Source organism: Sphaerisporangium sp. B11E5 (assembly GCF_039871875.1).
Taxonomy (GTDB): Bacteria; Actinomycetota; Actinomycetes; order Streptosporangiales; family Streptosporangiaceae; genus Sphaerisporangium.
In genome coordinates, this window is the sequence record NZ_JBDPMD010000006.1 from 16,104 (window position 1) to 37,062 (window position 20,959).

General features: G+C 74.6%; 7 protein-coding genes. 1 reads left to right on the plus strand and 6 read right to left on the minus strand.

Features of this window, described 5'->3' with window-relative positions; genetic code table 11:
* Positions 1-77 precede the first annotated feature (77 nt).
* On the plus strand, positions 78-923 hold the full coding sequence (gene mpaM / locus ABGB17_RS07995; RefSeq protein ID WP_347627171.1) for a daptide-type RiPP biosynthesis methyltransferase: 846 nt from the start codon (positions 78-80) through the stop codon (positions 921-923).
* 124 nt (positions 924-1,047) lie between these two features.
* Here the strand turns inward: mpaM and ABGB17_RS08000 are convergent, their stop codons facing one another.
* The 6 genes from ABGB17_RS08000 to ABGB17_RS08025 all read right to left on the minus strand — a co-directional run bounded on the left by ABGB17_RS08000 (position 1,048) and on the right by ABGB17_RS08025 (position 20,784).
* Positions 1,048-2,172 carry a 2-oxo acid dehydrogenase subunit E2 gene (locus tag ABGB17_RS08000; RefSeq protein ID WP_347627172.1) on the minus strand — a complete coding sequence of 375 codons (1,125 nt, stop codon included), beginning with the start codon at positions 2,170-2,172 and terminating at the stop codon, positions 1,048-1,050.
* The gene (locus tag ABGB17_RS08005; RefSeq protein ID WP_347627173.1) at positions 2,165-3,163 is read right to left on the minus strand and encodes a transketolase C-terminal domain-containing protein; all 999 of its coding nucleotides are present in this window, start codon (positions 3,161-3,163) and stop codon (positions 2,165-2,167) included. The genes ABGB17_RS08000 and ABGB17_RS08005 overlap by 8 nt, the downstream gene beginning before the upstream one ends.
* A complete protein-coding gene (locus ABGB17_RS08010) occupies positions 3,160-4,089 on the minus strand; it encodes a thiamine pyrophosphate-dependent dehydrogenase E1 component subunit alpha (RefSeq protein ID WP_347627174.1) in 930 nt (309 codons plus the stop codon). The genes ABGB17_RS08005 and ABGB17_RS08010 overlap by 4 nt, the downstream gene beginning before the upstream one ends.
* Positions 4,089-4,370, minus strand: coding sequence for a phosphopantetheine-binding protein (locus tag ABGB17_RS08015; protein WP_347627175.1), 282 nt, complete (start codon positions 4,368-4,370; stop codon positions 4,089-4,091). The genes ABGB17_RS08010 and ABGB17_RS08015 overlap by 1 nt, the downstream gene beginning before the upstream one ends.
* A 2-nt stretch (positions 4,371-4,372) precedes the next feature.
* Positions 4,373-5,425 carry a 3-oxoacyl-ACP synthase III family protein gene (locus ABGB17_RS08020; RefSeq protein ID WP_347627176.1) on the minus strand — a complete coding sequence of 351 codons (1,053 nt, stop codon included), beginning with the start codon at positions 5,423-5,425 and terminating at the stop codon, positions 4,373-4,375.
* A 131-nt stretch (positions 5,426-5,556) separates the two neighbouring features.
* Positions 5,557-20,784 (minus strand): SDR family NAD(P)-dependent oxidoreductase, encoded by a 15,228-nt coding sequence (locus tag ABGB17_RS08025; RefSeq protein ID WP_347627177.1) that lies wholly within the window; start codon positions 20,782-20,784, stop codon positions 5,557-5,559.
* Between the last annotated feature and the right edge of the window lie 175 nt (positions 20,785-20,959).

Below are 20,959 nucleotides of genomic sequence, written 5' to 3' on the forward strand. Positions count from 1 at the left end.
GGCACCGCGGCTCCGCCGCCACGCCCGGCGATGGGCCATGTCGATGGGCCATGTCGGATCAGGGAAGAGAGGATGAAATGCCCGAGGACACCGGTCAGTTGCTGGGGATCATGGGGCAGATAGCGGATCTGTTCGGCGGGAAGCTGCCCGTCGAGGATCTGTACGGACCCGAGGGCTCCCACATCTACAACAACATGATGGGCGACGACCGTGCCGAGGTCATCGACTTCATCCGCATCGCGCAGGGCCGCCCCGGCCCGGTGCTCGAACTGGCCGCGGGCAACGGCCGCACCACGCTGCCGCTGCTGGAGGCCGGGTTCGAGGTGACCGGCCTGGACTCCTCGCCGCACATGCTGCAGCGCCTCGCCGACAAGCTGCGCGAGCCCAAGTGGGAGAAGTACGCCGGCAAGCTCGACACCGTCGAGGCCGACATGAGCCGGTTCTCCCTCGGCCGCAAGTACGGCCTGGTGATGCTCGGCATGGGCACGGTGTGGATGCTGGACGAGGGGCAGCGCGCGTCGCTGTTCCGCTCGGTCGCCGAGCACCTCACCGACGACGGCCGCTTCCTCGTCACGCTGCCCGAGCTGCCCGCGCTCAACGAGGACGGCACGCCGCTGGAGCGCCGCCACGTGTTCATCGGCCACGACAGCACCTCGCCGGTGCTGTGCGTCATGACCGAGTACTTCGACCAGCAGATCGGCAAGCGGCTGATGTGCATCCTCAGCCAGCGCCCGGAGAACGGCGGGGTGGGCAAGAGCACCATCTTCGCCCACTGGAACCACCTGCTGTATCCCGCGATGCTGGAGAAGGAGGTCGCGGCGGCCGGCCTGCGCGTCATCAGCCAGACCGAGGCCACGACCACCCGCATCACCACCATCGTCGACCAGGGCCGCCGCCGCTGGGTCTTCGAGATCGGCAGGTAACCCACAGGACCGCGCCGGCCCCGCCCACGCCCGGACGTGGACGGGGCCGACGTGTGCCCGGGGGCGATCTCAGGCATGGGCGAGGGGCCCCGGCCGTACGGCAGGGGCCCCTCGTGCGCCGGGGTCAGGGGGCGATGAGCCGCTCCGGCTTGGTCAGGGCCTCCTTGAGGGCCTGGAGGAACAGGGTCGCGTCGCGGCCGTTGACGAAGCGGTGGTCGTAGGCGAGGCCGATGTGGCAGACCGTGGCCGCGACGACCTCGCCGGCGGTGTCGCGGGTCAGCTCCTCGCGTGCGCCGGACAGCGCCAGCGCGCACGTCTGGCCGGGGAACACCAGCGGGACGGCGAGCACGACGTCGGGGTCGTTGTGCAGGGTGACGCCGATGGTGCCGCCGGTCAGCTCCTCCTCGCGGAACGCGCCGGTCAGGGCGGTCTGCCGGAAGCCCAGCATGGTGTCCGCGATCTGCGCCAGGGTGAGCCGGGCGGCGTCCCGCACGACCGGCACGAACAGGCCGGTGCCGACGTCGATGGTGACCCCGATGTGCGGGGCGTCGCTCAGCCGCGCGGTGCGGTCGTCCAGCGGCTCGGCGAAGCACAGCGGGAACTGCTCGTGCAGCGTGGCCACCGCGGCCACCAGCAGCTCCGGCAAGGAGATGATCTTGCGCAGCCGCCGTCCCTCGGCCAGCGCCGCCGCGGTCGCCGCGCCCACGTCCACCCGGATCGCGGTGTACGCGGCGGGGATGGTCCGGTGCGAAACGGTCACGGTGCGCGCCACGGCCTGCTGCACGCGCGGCAGCGTGGCCGTGCGCGGCCGGGCCACCGTCTCGGCGAGAGCTTCGACGTCGGACCGCCGCACCACCCTCACCCCGAGGGTCCGCACCAGCTCGGGGTCGACGCCGAGCTCCTCCATGAGCGCCCGCGCCGGGGCGGTGATCACCGGCTTGTCGTCCACGGCGGGCGCCGCCGCCGGGGCGGGCGCGGCGGACCTCGGCGTGCCGGGCGGCACCACGCGGGCCACCACGTCACCCGGCGCGCACTCCGACCCGGCCGGCACGAGGTGGCGCAGCACGCCGCCCTCGGCGCACACCAGGTCCTGCACGGACTTGGACGTCTCGATGGTCGCCACGATCTCGTCAGGACCGATCGGCTCGTCGTCGCCGACCAGCCACTCGGTCAGCGTGTACGACTGGTCGTTGTTGTTGAGCTTCGGCACCCGGACGTCGGTCACGCCGGTCACGGTCACGTCAGTCACTGAGGGTCTCCCTGAGCGCCGCCGTGATGGTGCCTTCACGCACCATCACCTGCTCCTCCAGATGCACCGCCGTCGGGATCACGGTGTCCGCGGCGTGCACCAGCGTCACCGGCCGACGCAGCCGGCCCCACAGCCGGCGGTGGATCTGGTGCGCCACCTCGCCGCCCCACGTGCCGCCCGCCGTGCCGTCCTCCGCGACGCAGATCGCCGCGGCCCGCGACAACGCCGGCAGCAGCGGCTCCACGTCGAACGGGTACAGCCGCGCGGGCACCAGCACCAGGCAGGAGATCTCGTCCTCCAGCATCAGCGTGCGCGCCGCCGCGACGGCCCGGTGCGCGAGGCCGCCCGGCACGATCAGCACGCAGTCGAAGGTGTCGGGGTCGTCGAGGAACACCCGCGCGGTGCCGCACTCCATGAGGTCGAAGGAGAACACCCCGTCCACGATCCCGTCGCCGAACATCTGCCGGGTGTAGAGCACCTTGTCCTCGAACAGCAGCGCGGGCTCGGCCCGCCCGAGGATCCGCGGCAGCAGCACGCGGTTGTCGTGGAACGGCGAGATCTCGTACAGCGACAACCCGGGCACCCCGACGAAGTGCTTCTGCAGGCTCTGGCTGTGCGTGGGCCCGTAGCCGCGCCCCGCGCCCGACGGGCAGCGGACCACCAGCGGCAGGGCCAGGCGCCGCCCGTACATCGACACCGACTTGCCGGCGAAGTTCACGATCTGGTCGAACGCCAGCGCCGCGAAGTCCCCGAACATGATCTCCACGATGGCGGGGTGGCCGGCCAGCGCCAGCCCCGCCGCCACGCCGGCGATGCCGCCCTCGCTGAGCGGCGTCGAGAGCACCCGGTCGGGGAACCGGCTCGACAGCCCTTTGGTGATCTTGAAGGCACCGCCGTACGGGTCGGCGACGTCCTCGCCGAGCAGGTGGACCGCCGGGTCGGACTCGAACGCCTGGTGCAGCGCCAGGTTGAGGTTCTCCGCGACCCTCATCGGTCCTCCCACACCGACGGCGGCCGGGCCGCCACCTCACGCGCCACCCGGCCGACGAGCTCGCGCGCCTCGGCGTCGAAGGCGGCCATCCGCTCGGGGAACTCCTCGCCGTACCGCCGGTACCAGTCCTGCTCGCGGGCCAGCCGGATCACCTCAGGCGGACGCGAGTCGTCGCCCTTGCTGTGCGGGCCGACCCGGTTGGTGAGGAACTCCACCACCAGGGGACGGCACTGGTCGCGCACGTCGCGCAGCAGCGGGGCCAGCTCGTCCCTGATCCGGCCGATGTCGCTGGTCGCGACCCGGTGGTGGCGCACCCCGAACGCGCGGGCCCGGCCGCCGATGGTGCCCGCCATCTGCGCGGCGGTCGGCGTGGACTGCGCGATGCCGTTGTGCTCCACCACGACCAGCAGCGGGGCGTTCCACAGTTGCGCCATGTTCAGCGCCTCGTACACCGCGCCCTCGCCCCACGTGCCGTCGCCGATGTACACGCAGGCCAGCGCCCCCGGGTCGGTCTTCTTCAGGCCGAGGGCGACGCCGGTGGCGACGGGCAGGCTCTGCCCCTGCACGCCGGTGGACAGGTAACGGTCCCGCAGGATGTGCTGGCTGCCGCCGACGCCGTTGCACACGGCGCCCTCACGGCCCATGATCTCGGCGAGCAGGCCGTGCGGGTCCTCGTACCTGGCCAGGTAGTGGCCGTGCCCCCGGTGGTTGCTGAACACGAAGTCGCGGGGGCGCAGCAGCGGGCGCAGCGCCACCGGGACGTACTCCTGCCCGAGGCAGGTGTGGGTCGTCCCGTTGAGCTCGCCCTGCTCGAACAGCTCGAGCAGCGTGCGTTCGAAGTGCCGGATCAGCAGCAGGATCCGCAGGTCCTCGTCGGCGAGCTCGTACGCGCGGCCGCGGGTCGTGGGGGCGGTGACGGACTCCATCAGCGCGCGGCCCCCGGCCGGCGCAGCTCCACGGCCGCCTCGGCGACGCCGCGCAGGGTCGTCGCCTCCACCAGGACCTGCAGGGGCAGCTTCACCCCGAGCGTACGCTCGACCCGCACGGCGAGCTGGATGATCTGCATGGACTGGCCGCCGAGGTAGGGCAGCTCGTCGTCGGGCCCGACGTCGTCGAGCTTCAGCACGTCCCGCCAGATCTCCCGCAACTGTTCCAGCGGCGGGGTCTCGGTGGCCCCGGGCTGTTCACCCGTCAGTGTGTCCGACATCGTCACACGCCTCCCGTGCTCACGTCCGGCATCTCCACCGCGTAACCGGCCTTGATCCACTTGCTCGCCTCGACGCTCACCCCGGCCGCGCGGTCACCCATCGCCATCTCGGGGATGGCGCGTTCGAGCTGGATGAAGGGGATGGCGTTCGCGGTGTTCCCGATCTCGGCGACGCAGCTCACCACCTCGGCGCCCGGCACGTCCAGCGCCTCGATGACCCGCCGCGTCATGTGCCCCGACAGTTGCGGGGGCAGCACGTAGTCGAGGTCGGTGCGCTTCCAGTCGAGGTCGTCGAGAAGTTCCTGCAGCGCCTCGGCGGCCATCACCGGCGCCGACTCCTCGACCGCCTTGAAGTCCTCGGTGACCGGCTCGCGGTCGGAGTGCCGGTCCGCCCAGCCGTACCAGTCGACGGTCTGCCCGGGTTCGCGGCCCCGGCCCACCAGGCGGGTGAAGACCCGCCGAAGCACGGGCGCCTCCGGTGCGTCCCGGGTGCTGAGCACCGCGGCGCCGGCGGCGTCGCCGAACAGCACCGCGTTGACCTGCATGTTGAGCGACAGCTCCGCCAGGTCGATGGACGGGTCCAGGTGCTTGGCGCAGGTGTCGCCGCCGAGTACCAGCGCGGTGCGGTGCCGTCCCGTGGTGAGCATCTGGCACGCCACGTCGAGCGCCTGGATGGCCCCGGTGCAGCCGGACAGCAACTGGTAGGTCGAGATGTCGTCCACCCCGAGGCGGTCCGCCACGACGGTGACGGTGGAGGGCATCAGCTTGTCCGGGGTGGCCGAGCCCATCACCATGAGGTCCACCTCGGACGCCTCGACGCCCGCGGCGTCCAGCGCCCGCCGTGCGGCCTGCTCGCCGAGGTCGGCCAGGCTGTAGCGCACCTCGCCTGACTCCAGGTCCAGGGCGAAGTGGCGGCTGCTCGTGCCGACGAAGGTGTCGATCCACTGCTCCCACACCTCGGGCAGCCCGAACCTGCGCACCAGCTCGGCGTTGTCGATCAGCGGTCCCGGCAGGGCCGTGCCCACCCCGAGGATGCGGATCTCAGGACGATCCATCGTGGCCCCTTCCGGCTCCGGTCGCCGGCCGGCCCATGGGCGCACCGGCCGGTCCGCGCCGGCCGCCGGCCGGGAACCGTGCCCTGTTCATCGTCGGTCGCACCTCTTAAGCCCTCCTAATCCATGCCTTGTCACGCCGATCCCAGCTCGTCCTCGATGAGGGCGAAGATCTCGTCGTCGGTGGCGGACTCGATCTCGGCGTCCACGCCGCCGTCACCGGGGTCCGCCCCCTGGCCGCGCAGCCGCCGCAGCACGTCCTCCAGGTGCAGCGCGAGCCGCTCGCGGGCGTCGCCGTCGCCGAGGCCGTCCGCCAGCTCGTCCAGCGCCGCGAGCACCGGCGGGCCGGGGCGCGGCTCCTCGGGAGCCAGGTGCGACTGCAGGTGCCGGGTGAGCGCCACCGGTGTGGGGTGGTCGAACACGACGGTGCTCGGCAGGCGCAGGCCGGTGGTGTTGTTCAGGTGGTTGCGCAGCTCGATGGCGGTCAGCGAGTCGAAGCCCTGGTCCTTGAACGGCCGGGTGGGGTTGATGGTGTCGGGGGTGGGGTGGCCGAGCACGGTCGCGGCGTGCGTGCGCACGTGGTTGAGGATCAGGGTGTGCTGCTGCTCGGGGTTGGCGGCCCGCGCCCAGGCCCGCGTGGTGTCGGCGGGGTCGCCGGCCGCGGTGGCGCGGCGCCGCGGGGTGCTCGCCGGGGCGGGCACCAGGTCGCGCAGGATCGGCGGCGCCGGGTGCGCGGGTGCGAGGACGGCGGGCACGAGGTGCGGCCGGGTGTGCGTGGTGGCGGCGGTGTAGTGCGCGAGGGCCCGTTCGGTGCTCAGCGGGAGCAGCCCGGTACGGCTCAGGCGGGTGCGGTCGGCGGCCGACAGGTTGCCGCTCATCGCGCTGGTCTGCTCCCACAGGCTCCAGCCGAGGCTGGTGGCGACCTGGTTGCCCGTGTGGCGGTGGTGGGCCAGCGCGTCGAGGAAGGCGTTGGCGGCGGCGTAGTTGCCCTGTCCCGGGGTGCCGAGGGTGCCGGTGATGGAGGAGAACAACACGAAGGCGTCCAGGTCGCGGGTCTGGGTGTGCAGGTTCCACGCCGCCTGGATCTTCGGGAGCAGCACGGTGTCGATCTGCCCGGGCGTCAGCCCGGCGATGGTCGCGTCGGCCACCACGCCCGCGGCGTGCACCACGGTGCCCAGAGGGTGCCCGGCCGGGACGGACGCCAGCAGCGCGGCCAGCGCCGCCGGGTCGGCGATGTCGCAGGCCGCGACGGTGACGTGGGCGCCGAGCCCGGTCAGCTCGGCGTGCAGATCCTTGGCGCCCGGGGCGTCCGGGCCCTGGCGGCTCGTGAGCAGCAGGTGGCGCACGCCGTGCTCGGTGACCAGGTGCCGGGCCAGCAGCGCGCCGAGGGTGCCGGTGCCGCCGGTGATCAGCGTGGTGGCCTCGGGGCGGGGCACGGTGACGACGAACTTGCCGGTGTGCCGTCCCGCCTGCAGCAGGCGCAGGGCCTGCTTGGTGTGGGTGACCGGCCACGTCGTGACCGGCAGGGGTCGCAGGTCGCCGCTCGCGAACAGCTCGCTCAGGGCGGTGAGGATGCGGTTGAGGCGGTCCGGGCCGGCGTCCATGAGGTCGAACGGCCGGTACGCGACGCCCGGGTGCGTCTCACCGATGTCCTGGCGAATCTCGATCTTGCCCATCTCGACGAAGTGGCCGGTTCCGTTGAGCAGGCGCAGTGAGGCGTCGATGGCTTGTCCGGTGAGGGAGTTGATGACGGTGTCGATGCGGGCGTCGCGGAAGTGGTGTTCGAACTCGGTGGTGCGGGAGTTGGCGCGGCGTTCGGGGGCGACGCCGTTCTCCAGGAGCACGCCCCACTTGGACGGGTGCGCGGTGGCGTAGACGGTGGCGCCGAGGTGGTGCGCGAGCTGGGTGACCGCCTGCCCGACCGCACCGGCCGCCGCGTGGACGAGCACGTTGTCCCCGGGGCGGGTGCCCGCCAGGTCCACGAGGGCGTAGTACGCGGTGCCGAACGCGACCGGCACGGCGGCCGCCTGGCTGTAGCTCCAGCCGTCGGGTATCGGGACCACGAGCCGCTGGTCGGTGACGGCGGCCGAGGAGGTGGCGTGGGGGACCAGCCCCATGACCTTGTCGCCCACCTTGTGCGCCGTGACGCCCGGGCCCACCTCGGTGACGACGCCCGCGGCCTCGCTGCCGATCACGACCGTGTCCGGGTAGAGGTCGAGGGTCATCAGCAGGTCGCGGAAGTTGATCCCCGCGGCGTGGACGTCGACGCGGACCTCGCCCGCCTGGAGGGGACGCGCGCCGGCGTCGTGCCCGATGACGGTGAGGCCGTCGACGGTGCCGGGGGCGGTGACCTCCAGGCGCCAGCACCCTTCGCGCGGCACCACCAGCGCGTCCCCTGTGGGCGGGGTGGCGACGAGGCGGGGCACCAGCACACGGCCGTCGCGGATCGCGGCCTGCGGCTCCTCGGCCTCGATCAGGCCGCTGACCACCGACAAATCCACGCCGGCGTGGCCGTTCACCGGGGCCGGCGGGCGCGGCGGGAGGTCGAGCAGCGTGACACGGTCGGGGTTCTCGTTCTGCGCGGTGCGGACCAGGCCCCAGACGGGGGCGTTGACCAGGTCGACGTCCTGCGTGGTGTCCACCGGGGCGGCGCCGGCGGTGGCGACCACCAGGCGGGTGCCGGCCAGGCGGTCGTCCGCGAGCCACCGCTGGAGCAGTTCGACGCCCCGGTGCACGGTCTCGCGCGCCGCGAGGGCGGTGTCGCCGGGCGCGGCCTCGGTGAAGACGGTGCTGATGACGACGGGCGGCGGCGCGGTGCCGGTGCCGAGGGCGTGCTGGAGGGCGGGCAGGTCCGGGTAGTGGTGCGCCGGCACGGTGGAGCGCAGCGCCGGCAGGTGCGGCCCGACGACCGCCCAGGGGCGGGTCACCGGCGGTGCCGTGGGCACCGTGACCGGGGTCCAGTCCACGCGGTACAGCGGGTCGCCGGAGGCCGCGGCCGGGCGCAGGGTGACGGCGTCGACGGTGGCGACCGGGGCGCCCGCGAGGTCGGTCAGGGTCAGGCGGTGGCCGGTGCCGGCCGGTTCCAGGTGGGCGCGCAGGCGGGTGGCGCCGGTGGCGTACAGGCGGATGCCGGTGAACGAGAACGGCACCAGCCGGGCGCCGTCCGCCGCCGCGTCCAGGGCCAGGGGGTGCAGGGCGGCGTCCAGCAGGGCGGGGTGGAGGGTGTGCCCGGCGCTCGCGGCCTCGTCCGGGAGGCGCAGCTCGGCGTGGCGGTGGTCGCCGTGCCGCCACAGGGCGTCGAGGCACTGGAAGGCGGGGCCGTAGTGGTAGCCGGCGCGGGCCAGCGCGTCGTAGGCGCCGGTGAGGTCGACCGCCTCGGCGTCCTCGGGGCGGGTGGCCGGGGCCGGTGGGTCGTGGGGGGCGCTGGAGAGGGTGGCGGTGGCGTGCTTGGTCCAGGTGGCGGTGGTGCCCGGGCGGGAGTGGACGCTCAGCGTCCTGTGGCCCTGGTCGTCCGGGGCGCTCAGCGTGAGCTGCAGGGTGAGGGTGGCCGTGGGATCGAGGACCAGCGGGGTCTGGATGACGAGTTCCTCGACCGTGGTGCAGCCGGCGTGGTCGCCGGTGGCGACGGCGAGGTCGATGAGGGCGGTGGCGGGCAGGACGGCGTTGTCGCCGATGGTGTGGTCGGCCAGCCACGGGTGGGCGGAGAGCCCGATCCGGCTGGTGAACACCCAGGAGTCGTCGTCGGCGATCTGCACCCCCGCGCCGAGCAGCGGGTGCTCGGCGGGGAGCAGGCCGAGGCCCGCGGCGGCTCCGGTGGCCGCTCCGTGGTCCAGCCAGTAACGCTGCCGCTGGAAGGGGTACGTGGGGAGGTCCACGGTGCGGGCCGGGGCGGGCAGCAGCGGCGACCAGTCGACGTCGGTGCCGTTGACGTGCAGGGTGGCGAGGGCGGTGAGCAGCGTGTGGGCCTCGGGCCGCCCGGGGCGGCACATCGGGACGGCGACGGCGCCCTCGGCCGCCTGGCCGGTGAAGGCGGTGAGGGTGGCGTCCGGCCCCAGCTCCACGAACGTGGTGGTGCCGAGGGAGGCCAGGGTGGTGACGCCGTCGTGGAAGCGCACGGCCTGGCGGATGTGGTCGGTCCAGTAGGCGGCGGTGGTGATCTCCGCACCCGCCGGCCGTCCGGTGAGGTTGGAGATGACCGGGACGGCAGGGGCGGCGTAGGTCAGGGACTCGGCGGTCTCGCGGAACGCGGCGAGGATCGGGTCCATGTGGGGGGAGTGGAAGGCGTGGCTGACCCGCAGCAGGGTCGCCTCGCGGCCCGACTCCCGCCACCGGCCGGCGAGGGCCTCGACGGCCTCGCGGTCGCCGGAGACGACCAGGGACGCCGGGCCGTTCACGGCGGCGACCGTGACGCCCCCGGCGCCGGTCAGCAGGGGCAGGATCTCCTCTTCGGTGGCCTGGAGCGCGGCCATGGCGCCGCCCGGGGTGGCGCTCTGCATCAGCCGTGCCCGGGTGGCGACGAGCAGGCAGGCGTCCTGGAGGGGGAAGACGCCTGCCAGGTGGGCGGCGGTCAGCTCGCCGACGGAGTGACCGATCAGGTGGTCCGGGCGCAGGCCGAAGGACTCCGCCAGGCGGTAGAGGGCGACGTGCAGGGCGAACAGGGCCGGCTGGGTGTACCGGGTGGTGTTCAGCAGGCGGGCCTCTTCGGTGTCCGGCTCCGCGAACATGACGGGCTTCAGCGGCCGTTCGAGGTGCACGTCCAGGTGGGCGCAGACCTCGTCCAGGGCGGTGGCGAACACCTCGAAGCGTTCGTACAGCTCGCGGCCCATGCCGGGGCGCTGGCTGCCCTGCCCGGTGAACATCATCGCGGTCCTGCCCCGCGGGCCCGCGACGCCGGTGACCACGTCGGGGTTCGGCGTCCCCGCCCGCAGGTCGGCCAGGGCGGTGGGGTGGGGTTCCGCTGCCATCAGTACCGCCCGGTGGTCGAAGGTCGTCCGCCTGGTCAGCGCGTGCGCGACGTCGCGCGCGTCGAGGCCGGGGTGGTCGTCGAGGAAGCCGGCGAGCCGCCCGGCCTGCGCGGCGAGGGCCTCCGGGCTCTTGGCGGACAGCAGCCACGGCATGGGGACGGGCGGCGCCTCGCCCCCGGTCCGTGCGGCCTCGGCGGCGGGGGGTTGTTCGAGGATCAGGTGGGCGTTGGTGCCGCTGATGCCGAACGAGGAGACGGCGGCGCGGCGGGGACGGTCGTCCCGCGTCCAGGGCCGGGGGCCGGTCAGCAGGGTGACGGCGCCGGAGGACCAGTCCACGTGGGGGGTCGGGGTGTCGATGTGCAGGGTCCGCGGGAGGCGTTCGTGCCGCATCGCCTCGATCATCTTGATGATGCCGGCGACGCCCGCCGCGGCTTGGGTGTGGCCGATGTTGGATTTGATGGAGCCTAGGTACAGAGGCCGGTCGGCCGGGCGGTTTTGGCCGTAGGTGGCGAGGAGTGCCTGGGCTTCGATGGGGTCGCCGAGGGTGGTTCCGGTGCCGTGGGCCTCCACGGTGTCGACATCGGCGGGGGTCAGCCCGGCGTTGGCGAGGGCTTGGCGGATGACGCGTTCTTGTGAGGGTCCGTTGGGTGCGGTGAGGCCGTTGCTGGCGCCGTCTTGGTTGACGGCGGAGCCGCGGACGACGGCGAGGATGGGGTGGCCGTTGCGTTGGGCGTCGCTGAGGCGTTCCAGGAGGATGAGGCCGGCGCCTTCGCCCCAGGCGGTGCCGTCGGCTCCGGCGGCGAAGGATTTGCAGCGGCCGTCGGGTGCCAGGCCGCGCTGGCGGCTGAACTCGATGAAGGTGTTGGGGGTGGACATCACGGTGACACCCCCGGCCAGTGCCAGGTCGCACTCGCCGTTGCGCAGCGCCTGCGCGGCCAGGTGCACCGCCACCAGGGACGACGAGCAGGCCGTGTCCACCGTGACGGCGGGGCCGTGGAAGCCGAACGTGAACGAGACCCGGCCCGTCGCGACGCTGCCGGTGTTGCCGGTCAGCAGGAAACCTTCGAAGCCGTCCGGGGCCTTCGGGAGGCGGGCGCCGTAGTCGTGGTACATCACGCCGGCGAAGACCCCCGTGGCCGAGCCGCGCAGCGAGACGGGGTCGATGCCGGCGCGCTCCAGCGTCTCCCACGCGACCTCCAGCAGGAGGCGCTGCTGGGGGTCGGTGGCGGTGGCCTCGCGGGGCGAGATGCCGAAGAACGCCGCGTCGAAGTCGGCCGCGTCGTGCAGGAAGCCGCCGCCCTGGGCGTACGTGGTCCCGTAGTGCTCGGGGTCGGGGTCGTACAACGCGCCCACGTCCCAGCCACGGCCGGCCGGGAAGCCGCTGATGGCGTCGGTGCCGGTGTCCACCAGCCGCCACAGGTCCTCCGGTGTGCGCACGCCACCGGGATAGCGGCAGGCCATGGAGACGATCGCGACGGGCTCGTCCGTGACGGCCGCGACCGGCGCCGCGGCGGCGGGCCCCGGTCGCCCGGACACCCGGGTCAGCAGGTACGCCGCCAGAGCGGCGGGGGAGGGGTGGTCGAAGACGACGGTGGAGGGCAGGCGCAGACCGGTGGCGGTGTTCACGTGGTTACGCAGCTCGACCCCGGTCAGCGAGTCGAAGCCGATGTCCTTGAACGCCCGCGCCGGGTCGATCGCGCCGGGCGAGGAGTGCCCGAGCACCGTGGTGACGATGCCGCGCACCAGCTCCTCCACCGCCTGCCGTCGCTCCTCGCCCGGCAGCGCGGCCATGCGTTCCACCCACGGCCGGTCCCCATCGCCCACCGCCGTGGCCGCCGCACGCCGCGCGGGCGTCACTGGCACGAGCCCTCGCAGCACCGCGGGCACCACCCCCGCGGCGCCCCGCAGGGCCGCCACGTCCAGCAGCGCCGGCACGACGGTCGCCCGTCCCGTGGCGAGCGCGGCATCGAACATGGCGAGACCGGTCTCGACCGTCAACGGCGTCACACCACCGCGTGCCCACCGCGCCAGGTCGGCCTCGGAGAGCCCGCCCCCGATGCCACTCGTCTGCGCCCACAGACTCCACCCGAGGCTGACCGCATGCAGCCCACGCGCGCTCCGATGCTCGGCCAGGGCGTCCAGGAAGGCGTTCGCGGCGGCGTAGTTCCCCTGGCCCGGGGTGCCGAGCGTCGCGGTGATCGAGGAGAACAAGACGAAGACGTCCACGTCCCCGGCGTAGGTATGCAGATTCCACGCCGCGGTGACCTTGGGCCGCAACACCCGGTCCACCTGCTCGGCCGTGAGGTTCCCGATCGTCCCGTCCGCGAGCACCCCCGCCGCGTGCACCACCCCGGTGAGCGGACGCTCCTGCGGCACCCCCGCCAGCAGCCGCCCCAACGCCTCCCCGTCCGCGACGTCACAGGCCGCCACGGTGACCTCGGCACCCAGCCCGCGAAGCTCCTCCCGCAACTCCCGCGCCCCATGCGCGTCCAGCCCCTGCCGCCCGACGAGCAACAGATGCCGCACCCCGTGCCGTTCCACCAGATGCCGCGCGAGCACCCCCCCGAGCACCCCCGTCCCCCCCGTGATCAGCACGGTCCCCCCCGCCCTGAACCCCGGTGAGACGGGACCGCCCTCGCCGGAGGCCGTTCCGGAGGCAGCGGACTCCTGCGCGACCCCGCTGCCCCCTGCGGCCGTCCCGGCGAGGACGGCGTCGGCGCCGGCCACGTCCCCTGCCGCCCCCTCGTGCGGGACGTGACCGTCCTGGCCTGCCGTGCCGTGTTCGCCCGTGGTGTGCCCGTCCCGGTCGGCCCGGTCCCGTGTGGTGGGGCCGGCGGGTACGCGGGTCAGGCGGGGGGCGAGCGGGTGCCCGGCGCGCAGGGCGAGTTGCGGCTCGTCGGTGCCGAGCACGGACGCGAGCGGGGCACTCGGGCCGTCCACGTCGACGAGGCGGAACCGGCCGGGGTGCTCCGACTGAGCCGTGCGGACCAGACCCCACACCGGCGCCCCGGCGAGCTCCGGCACACCGTCCCCCGGCGCCGCCGCCACCGCCCCACGCGTCACCACGACCAGCCGCGCGGCCTCGAACCGCTCCTCCGCCAGCCATCCCCGCAGCAATCCCAGCACCCGGTGCGTCGCCGCGTGCGCGCCCGCGACGGCCCCGGTGAGGCCGAGGTCGTCCTCCAAGGACGCCACCACCACGTCGGGCACCGGCGCCCCCTGCGCGACGGCCTCCGCCAGCGCGTCCAGACCGGAGTACGTCACGGCACCCAGCGCCGCCGCCGCCCCCGGATCGGCCCCGAGCACCGCGACACGACCGCTGAACGCCGCCCCGGGATCGACCGGCGTCCACTCCAGCGCGTAAAGGGTGTCCCGCCGCGTGACGCCCGCCCGCCCCGACGGCACCGGCTGGAGACGCAACGCCTCCACCGTCACCACCGGGTCCCCGGCCGGATCGACGGCAAACAGCCTCCAGCTCCCCGCCCCCGCGGGCGAGAGACGCACCCGCAACGTGGTGGCCCCCGTCCCGTGCAGCGTCACCCCACTCCAGCTGAACGGCAGATGGACCTGCCCGTCACCCCCCGCCGCCTCCAGAACCAGCACGTGCAACGCCCCGTCCAGCAACGCCGGATGCACCCCGAACCCCCCGGCCGCCTCGCGCTGCTCCGCCCCCAGCGTCACCTCGACGTACCGATCGTCCCCCTCCCGCCAGACCCCCGTGACCCCCTGGAACTCGGGCCCGTAGGTGTACCCGAGCCCCACGAGCCGCTCGTAGAACCCCTCCACCTCAACAGCCACGCCCCCAGACGGCGGCCACACCGTGATGCCCCCCATGCCGGCACTGTCTCCCGCGCTGATGGTGGCGCCGGTGCTGGTGGTGACATCGGTGCTGATGGTGGCGGTGGTGGTGACGCTGGGGCCGCTGGCCGTGTCGGTGGTGACGCCCGCGCTGAGGGTGCTGGCTGCGTCAGGGGTGCCGGCCGTGCCGGTGGGGGTGCCGGCCGTGTCGGAGGTGCCGGCCGCGCCGGGACCACCTTGGGCATCGTGGGCACCGGCTGCACCGACGGTATCGGGCCCCGACTTGTGGGACATTTCGGAAATGTCGGATGGGTGGGACGTGAGGATGCCGGTGGCGTGCCGGGTCCACTCGTCCTCGCCCAGCCGGGAGTGGACGGCGAATGTGCGGCGTCCGGAGTCGTCGCCGCCGACCGTGACCTGGACCCGTACCGTGGCGCCGGCCGGCAGGACCAGCGGCGACTCGAGGATCAGCTCGGACAGGTAGGGGCAGCCGGCCTGGTCGCCGGCGTGGATGGCGAGTTCCACGAACGCGGTGCCGGGCAGGACCGTGGTGCCGAGAATGGTGTGGTCTGCCAGCCACGGGTGGGTGGCCGTGGAGAGGCGGCCCGTGAGCAGGAGGCCGTCGCCGTCGGCCAGGCTCACGGCCCCGCCGGTCAGCGGGTGGCCGGTGGGGCGCAGGCCCAGGGCGTCGCCGGTCCCGGCGTCCAGCCAGTGGCGGCGGCGCTGGAACGGGTAGGTCGGCAGGGGCACCCGCCGCGCACCGGGCACGTGGCGTGCCCAGTCCACGGGCACTCCCCGGCTGTACGCGTGGGCCAGCGCGGTGAGCACCGACCGGGTCTCCGGCCGCCCCTGCCGCAGGGCCGCCACGAGGACGGGTCCGGCGCCTGCCTCGCTCACGACGGGAGCGGGCACCCCCACGTGGCCGGCCTCCACGGGGTCGCCGGTCGGGGCGCTGGTCGGGTCGCTGGTCGGGGCGGCGGGTGTTTCCTCGGTGAGGCACTCGCGGGTCAGGGGGGTGAGGGTGGGGGTGGGGCCCAGTTCCAGGTAGACGGCGGTGCCGGTGGTGCGTAGGTGGTGGATGCCGGGCATGAAGCGGACGGGCTCGCGGATCTGGCGGGCCCAGTAGTCCGGTGAGGTGAGCAGGCCGGGGGTGGCGAGGTCGCCGGTCACGTTGGAGACGAGGGGGATTCGGGGCTCGGTGTACGTCAGCCCGGCCGCGACCTCGCGGAACTCCGCCAGGATCGGGTCCATGTGCGGGGAGTGGAACGCGTGCGCCACCCGCAGCCGCCGCGTACGGTGGCCCTGGGACTCCAGCAGTGCGGCGACGCGTTTCACCGCGTCGGCGTCGCCGGAGATGACGGTGGACGTGGGGCCGTTGACGCCTGCCACGGCCACCCGGTCCTCCAGCCCGGCCAGTGCGGCGGTGACCTGTCCCTCTGAGGCCCGTACGGCGATCATGACGCCGTCCGGTGAGGTGCTTCCCATCAGCCGTCCCCGGGCCGCGACCAGCGCGCAGGCGTCCGGCAGCGTGAACACGCCCGCGACGTGCGCGGCGGCGAGCTCACCGATGGAGTGGCCGATCAGGTGGTCCGGCCGCACGCCGTAGTGCTCCATCAGCCGGTACAGCGCCACTTCGAGCGCGAACAGCCCGGCCTGCGTGAACATCGTCCGGTCGAGGAGCGCGGCGTCCGCGCTTCCCCCGGGCGCGAACATCACGTCCCGCAGCGACCGGCCGAGCAGCGGGTCCAGGTGCGCGCACACCTCGTCCAGGGCGGCCGCGAACACCGGCCGCGTCCGGTACAGCTCACTGCCCATGCCGGGCCGCTGGCTGCCCTGCCCGGTGAACAGGAACGCGACCCCACCCGGCCCGGTCCTGCCGGTCACCAGGCCGGGCGCCGGCCTGCCCGCGGCGAGGGCCGCGAGACCGGACGCCAGCTCCGCGGCGTCGTCCCCGATCACCACGGCGCGGTGCTCGAACGCCGCGCGGCCTGTGGCGAGGGAGAACCCCACGTCGGCGGGGTCGAGCTCGGGCCGTTCGCCGAGGTGCCCCAGCACCCGGCCGGCCTGGGCCCGCAGACCGGCCGGGTAGGGGGCCGAGACCGGCCAGGCCACCGCACAGGGCCCGGTAGGGTCGCGGCCCTCATCCCCGGAGGTGTCCGCCCGGGGGGCCTCTTCGAGGACGACGTGGGCGTTGGTGCCGCTGATGCCGAAGGACGAGACCGCGGCCCGCCTGGGGCGGCCGTTGTCCGGCCACGGGGTGGTCTCGGTGAGCAGCGCGACGTGGCCCGCGCTCCAGTCGACGTGCGGGGACGGCGCGTCCACGTGCAGCGTCTTCGGCAGCACGCCGTGCCGCAGCGCCATGACCATCTTGACGACCCCGCCGATCCCGGCCGCGGCCTGCGCGTGCCCGACGTTGGACTTCAGCGAGCCGAGCCACACCGGCCGGTCCGCCGGACGGTCCCTGCCGTACGTCGCGAGGATCGCCTCGGCCTCGATGGGGTCGCCGAGGGTGGTGCCGGTGCCGTGCGCCTCCACCGCGTCCACGTCCCGCGCGGCGGCGCCGGCGCCGGCGAGTGCCTGCCGGATGACGCGTTCCTGCGCGGCGCCGTTGGGGGCGGTCAGGCCGTTGCTCGCGCCGTCCTGGTTGATCGCCGAGCCGCTGAGCAGGGCCAGCACCGGGTGGCCGTTGCGCCGGGCGTCCGACAGCCGTTCCAGCACCACCACGCCGGCGCCCTCGGACCACGCGGTGCCGTCGGCGGAGGCGGCGAACGCCTTGCACCGGCCGTCGGGGGCGAGGCCGCGCTGCCTGCTGAACTCCACGAACATGCCGGGGGAGGCCATCACCGTGGCGCCGCCCGCCAGGGCCAGCGCGCACTCGCCGTGCCGCAGGGCGTTCGCGGCCAGGTGCAGCGCCACCAGCGACGACGAGCAGGCCGTGTCGACGGTCACCGCGGGGCCCTCGAGCCCCAGCGTGTACGCGACGCGGCCGGAGGCGACGCTGGTGGTGCCGCCGGTGAGCAGGTAGCCGTCCGAGCCGCCCGCCGGTTCGTGCAGCCGCGGGCCGTAGTCCTGCGCGGTGAGCCCGGCGAACACCCCGGTCCGTGTGCCGCGCAGCGAGTCCGGCGCGATGCCGGCCTGCTCCAGGGCCTCCCACGCGGTCTCGAGCAGGAGCCGCTGCTGGGGGTCCATGGCGGCGGCCTCGCGCGGGCTGACGCCGAAGAACTCCGCGTCGAACCGGTCGGCGTCGTAGAGGAACCCGCCCTCGCGGGCGTAGGAGGTGCCGGGTCTCGCCGGGTCGGGGTCGTACAGCGTTTCCAGGTCCCAGCCGCGGTTGCCGGGGAACGGCCCGATGGCGTCGCGGCCCTCCAGCACGAGCCGCCACAGGTCGTCCGCCGAGGTCACCCCGCCGGGGTAGCGGCAGCTCATGCCGACGACGGCGATGGGCTCGCCCGTGGCGGCGGGCGCGGCCTCGGCGGCGCCGTCGCGGCGCGTGCCGAGCAGTTCCGCGCGCAGGTGGCGGGCCAGGGCGGCCGGGGTGGGGTGGCTGTACGGCGCGGCGGCCGGCAGCCGTAGCCCGGTGGCGGCGGCCAGGCGGTCACGCAGTTCCACGAGGGTCAGCGAGTCGAACCCGAGGTCCTTGAACGGCCGGTCGGTCTCCACCGCGCCGGGCGTCACGTACCCGAGCACCAGCGCCACGGCGGTCCGCACCAGCTCCAGCGCCTCACGCTCCTGCTCGCCCTCGGTGCGGCCGCGCAGGTCGAGAAGCCGCTCGCCCCCGTCGGGGTCGCGCGGGTCCGGCACCTGGGTGAGGCCGCGGGGGTCCGCGTCCTCCCGCCCGTGGCCCGGTCCGCCGGTGGCCGCGCCGTGGGGCAGGGCCGGCCCGGCCGTGGCGCGGCGTGCGGTGGTGTCCGGCCAGTGGCGTTCGCGCTGGAACGCGTACGTGGGCAGGTCCACCGGCTCGGTGGTGCCGGTGAGGGCGTGCCAGTCCACCGGCGTGCCGCGGGTGAAGGCCCGTGCCACGGCCAGGACGAGCGCGGTGGGCTCGGGAGCGCCGGGCCGCAGGGCGGGCACGACGGCCACGTCCGCGTCCCCCGGCAGGCAGTCCCCGGCGAGTGCGCTGAGCACGGCGCCGGGGCCGAGCTCCAGGAAGGTGGTCACGCCCCCGGCCCGCAGGGCCCGCACGCCGTCCATGAACCGCACCGGCTCGCGTACGTGCCGTACCCAGTACTCCGGATCGCACAAGGTCTCCGGTGCGACGGGCTCGCCGGTGAGGTTGGAGACCACGGGGATGGACGGCGGCGCGAAGCTCAACGCGCCGGCGGCCGCGCGGAAGGCGTCCATCATGGGCGTCATGCGCGGCGAGTGGAACGCGTGGCTGGTCCGCAGCCGCGTCGCCTTCCTGCCCCGGGCCCGGAACGCCTCGGCGATCTCCAGCACGGCGTCCTCGTCCCCCGACACCACTGTGGCCCGCGGCCCGTTGACGGCCGCGACGCCGGCCCGCCCGTCCAGCAGGGGGAGCACCTCTTCGGCCGCGGCCTCGACGGACACCATCGCCCCGCCGGCCGGCAGCTCCTGCATGAGCCGCCCGCGCACCGCGACGAGCCCCGCCGCGTCCGCGAGGGACAACACCCCCGCCACGTGCGCGGCCGCGATCTCCCCGACCGAGTGCCCGATGAGGAGGTCCGGCCGCACCCCCCAGCTCTCGATCAGCCGGAACAGCGCCACCTCGATCGCGAACATCGCGGGCTGCGTGTACGCGGTCTGGTCCAGCAGGCCCGCTTCGCCCTCGCCGAACACGAGTTCCCGCACCGGCCGCCCGACGTGCCCGTCCAGCTCCGCGCACACCGCGTCGAACGCGTCCGCGAACACCGGGAACGCCTCGGACAACCCCCGCCCCATCCCGGCCCGCTGGCTTCCCTGCCCGGGGAACATGACCGCCGTCCCCCCGTCGCGGACCCGCCCCACGACCACCTGGGGGTCCTCACGCCCGTCCGCCAGCGCCGCAAGCCCTCGCCGCGCACCGTCCACGTCGCCCGCCAGCACGACGCCGCGGTGCTCGAACACCGTCCGCGTGCCGGCCAGCGAGGACGCGACGGCGTCGAGCCCGTCCCCGCCGCCGAGCCACTCACGCAACCGCGCGGCCTGCCCGCGCAACCCCCGCGCGCCGCGCCCCGACACCACCAGCGGCACCGGCACCGCGGCGCCGCCCCGGCCGTCCCGCGGCGCCACCCGCGGCTCCTGAGCCGGCCAGTCGGAGAGGACCACGTGGCAGTTGGTGCCGCCCATGCCGAAGGAACTGACACCCGCGACGAGCGGGCGGCCGGGGGAGGGCCACGGGGTGAGGGAACGCTGGACGGACAGGCGCAGCGCGTCCAGAGGGATCTGCGGGTTCGGCGTCTCGAAGTTGAGGCTCGGGGGCAGCGCGCGGTGCCGGATGCTGAGGGCCGCCTTGAGCAGCCCGACGACGCCGGCGGCGCCCTCCAGGTGGCCGACGTTGGTCTTGGCGGAGCCGACGCGCAGCGGCTCCTCCCGGCCGGTCCCGAGGGCCGCGCCGAGGGCGGCGGCCTCGACGGGGTCGCCGCGGCGGGTGCCGGTGCCGTGCAGCTCGACGTACTGCACCTCGCCGGGGTGGACGCCGGCCCGCTCCCAGGCCAGCCGCACGACCTCACGCTGGGCGGCGGGGTTCGGCACGGTCAGGCCCTCGGTGGCGCCGTCGTTGTTGACCGCGCTGCCGTGGATCACGCAGACGATCCGGTCGCCGTCGGCGACGGCCCGGCGCAGCGGCTTGAGCACCACGGCCGCGCCGCCCTCGCCCCGCGCGTATCCGTTGGCCCGCGCGTCGAAGGTGTGGCAGCGCCCGTCCGGCGACAACCCGCCGAACTTCGCGGCGCCGACCGCGCCCTCGGGCACCAGGTTCAGGTGCACACCGCCCGCGATGGCGACGTCCGCCTCGCCGTCGTGCAGGCTCGCGCAGGCCAGGTGCACGGCCACCAGCGAGGACGACTGCGCGGTGTCCACGGTGACGCTGGGGCCGCGCAGCCCGAGTGTGTAGGAGACCCGGTTGGCGATGATGCCGCGGTTGGTGCCGGTCACGGTGTGCTGGGTGATGGCCTCGGCGCCCTGGCGATCGAGCAGCAGCGCGTAGTCGTCCCTGATGGCCCCGACGAACACCGCCGTACGGCTGCCCGCGAGGCTCGCCGGCACGACGCGGGCGTCCTCCAGCGCCTCCCAGCTCAGCTCCAGCATCAGCCGCTGCTGCGGGTCCATCGCCTCCGCCTCGCGCGGCGCGATGCCGAAGAACCCCGCGTCGAACAGCTCCACCCCGTCCACGAAGCCGCCGCGCCTGCCGGGCGCCGCCGCGTCCGTGTCGTGGCAGGCGTCCACGTCCCAGCGTCCCGCGGGCACCTCGCTGATCGCGTCCACGCCGTCCGCGAGGTTGCGCCAGAACGCCTCCGGCCCGGCCGCCCGCGGCAGCCGGCAGGCGAGGCCCACCACGGCGATCCGGGTGTCGTCCTCGCCGGGCGCCGCCCAGACACCGGGGACGTCCACGGCGGCGGGGGTCCGTCCATCGGGAACAGCGGAGTTGGGCTCGATTACCATCGTGCGCCGGGCTCTCCTTCATCCGGGCGGCGCATGGTTCGTCCGATGCACCGCGGACCGCCGCCTCAGGACCATGGGGTCCGTCTGCCTGTCCCGACCATCACCGGTCGCCCTAATGGCTGCCTTTGCGCCTTCTAAAGCCCCACGCGCCACGGGGTCGCACCGGCGTGTCCTG

What these genes read in the sequence shown, in the direction of transcription:
- mpaM (WP_347627171.1), top strand. Translation starts at nt 78, where the DNA reads ATGCCCGAGGACACCGGTCAGTTGCTGGGGATCATGGGGCAGATAGCG.
- ABGB17_RS08005 (WP_347627173.1), bottom strand. Translation starts at nt 3,163, where the DNA reads ATGAGGGTCGCGGAGAACCTCAACCTGGCGCTGCACCAGGCGTTCGAG.
- ABGB17_RS08010 (WP_347627174.1), bottom strand. Translation starts at nt 4,089, where the DNA reads ATGGAGTCCGTCACCGCCCCCACGACCCGCGGCCGCGCGTACGAGCTC.
- ABGB17_RS08015 (WP_347627175.1), bottom strand. Translation starts at nt 4,370, where the DNA reads ATGTCGGACACACTGACGGGTGAACAGCCCGGGGCCACCGAGACCCCG.
- ABGB17_RS08020 (WP_347627176.1), bottom strand. Translation starts at nt 5,425, where the DNA reads ATGGATCGTCCTGAGATCCGCATCCTCGGGGTGGGCACGGCCCTGCCG.
- ABGB17_RS08025 (WP_347627177.1), bottom strand. Translation starts at nt 20,784, where the DNA reads ATGGTAATCGAGCCCAACTCCGCTGTTCCCGATGGACGGACCCCCGCC.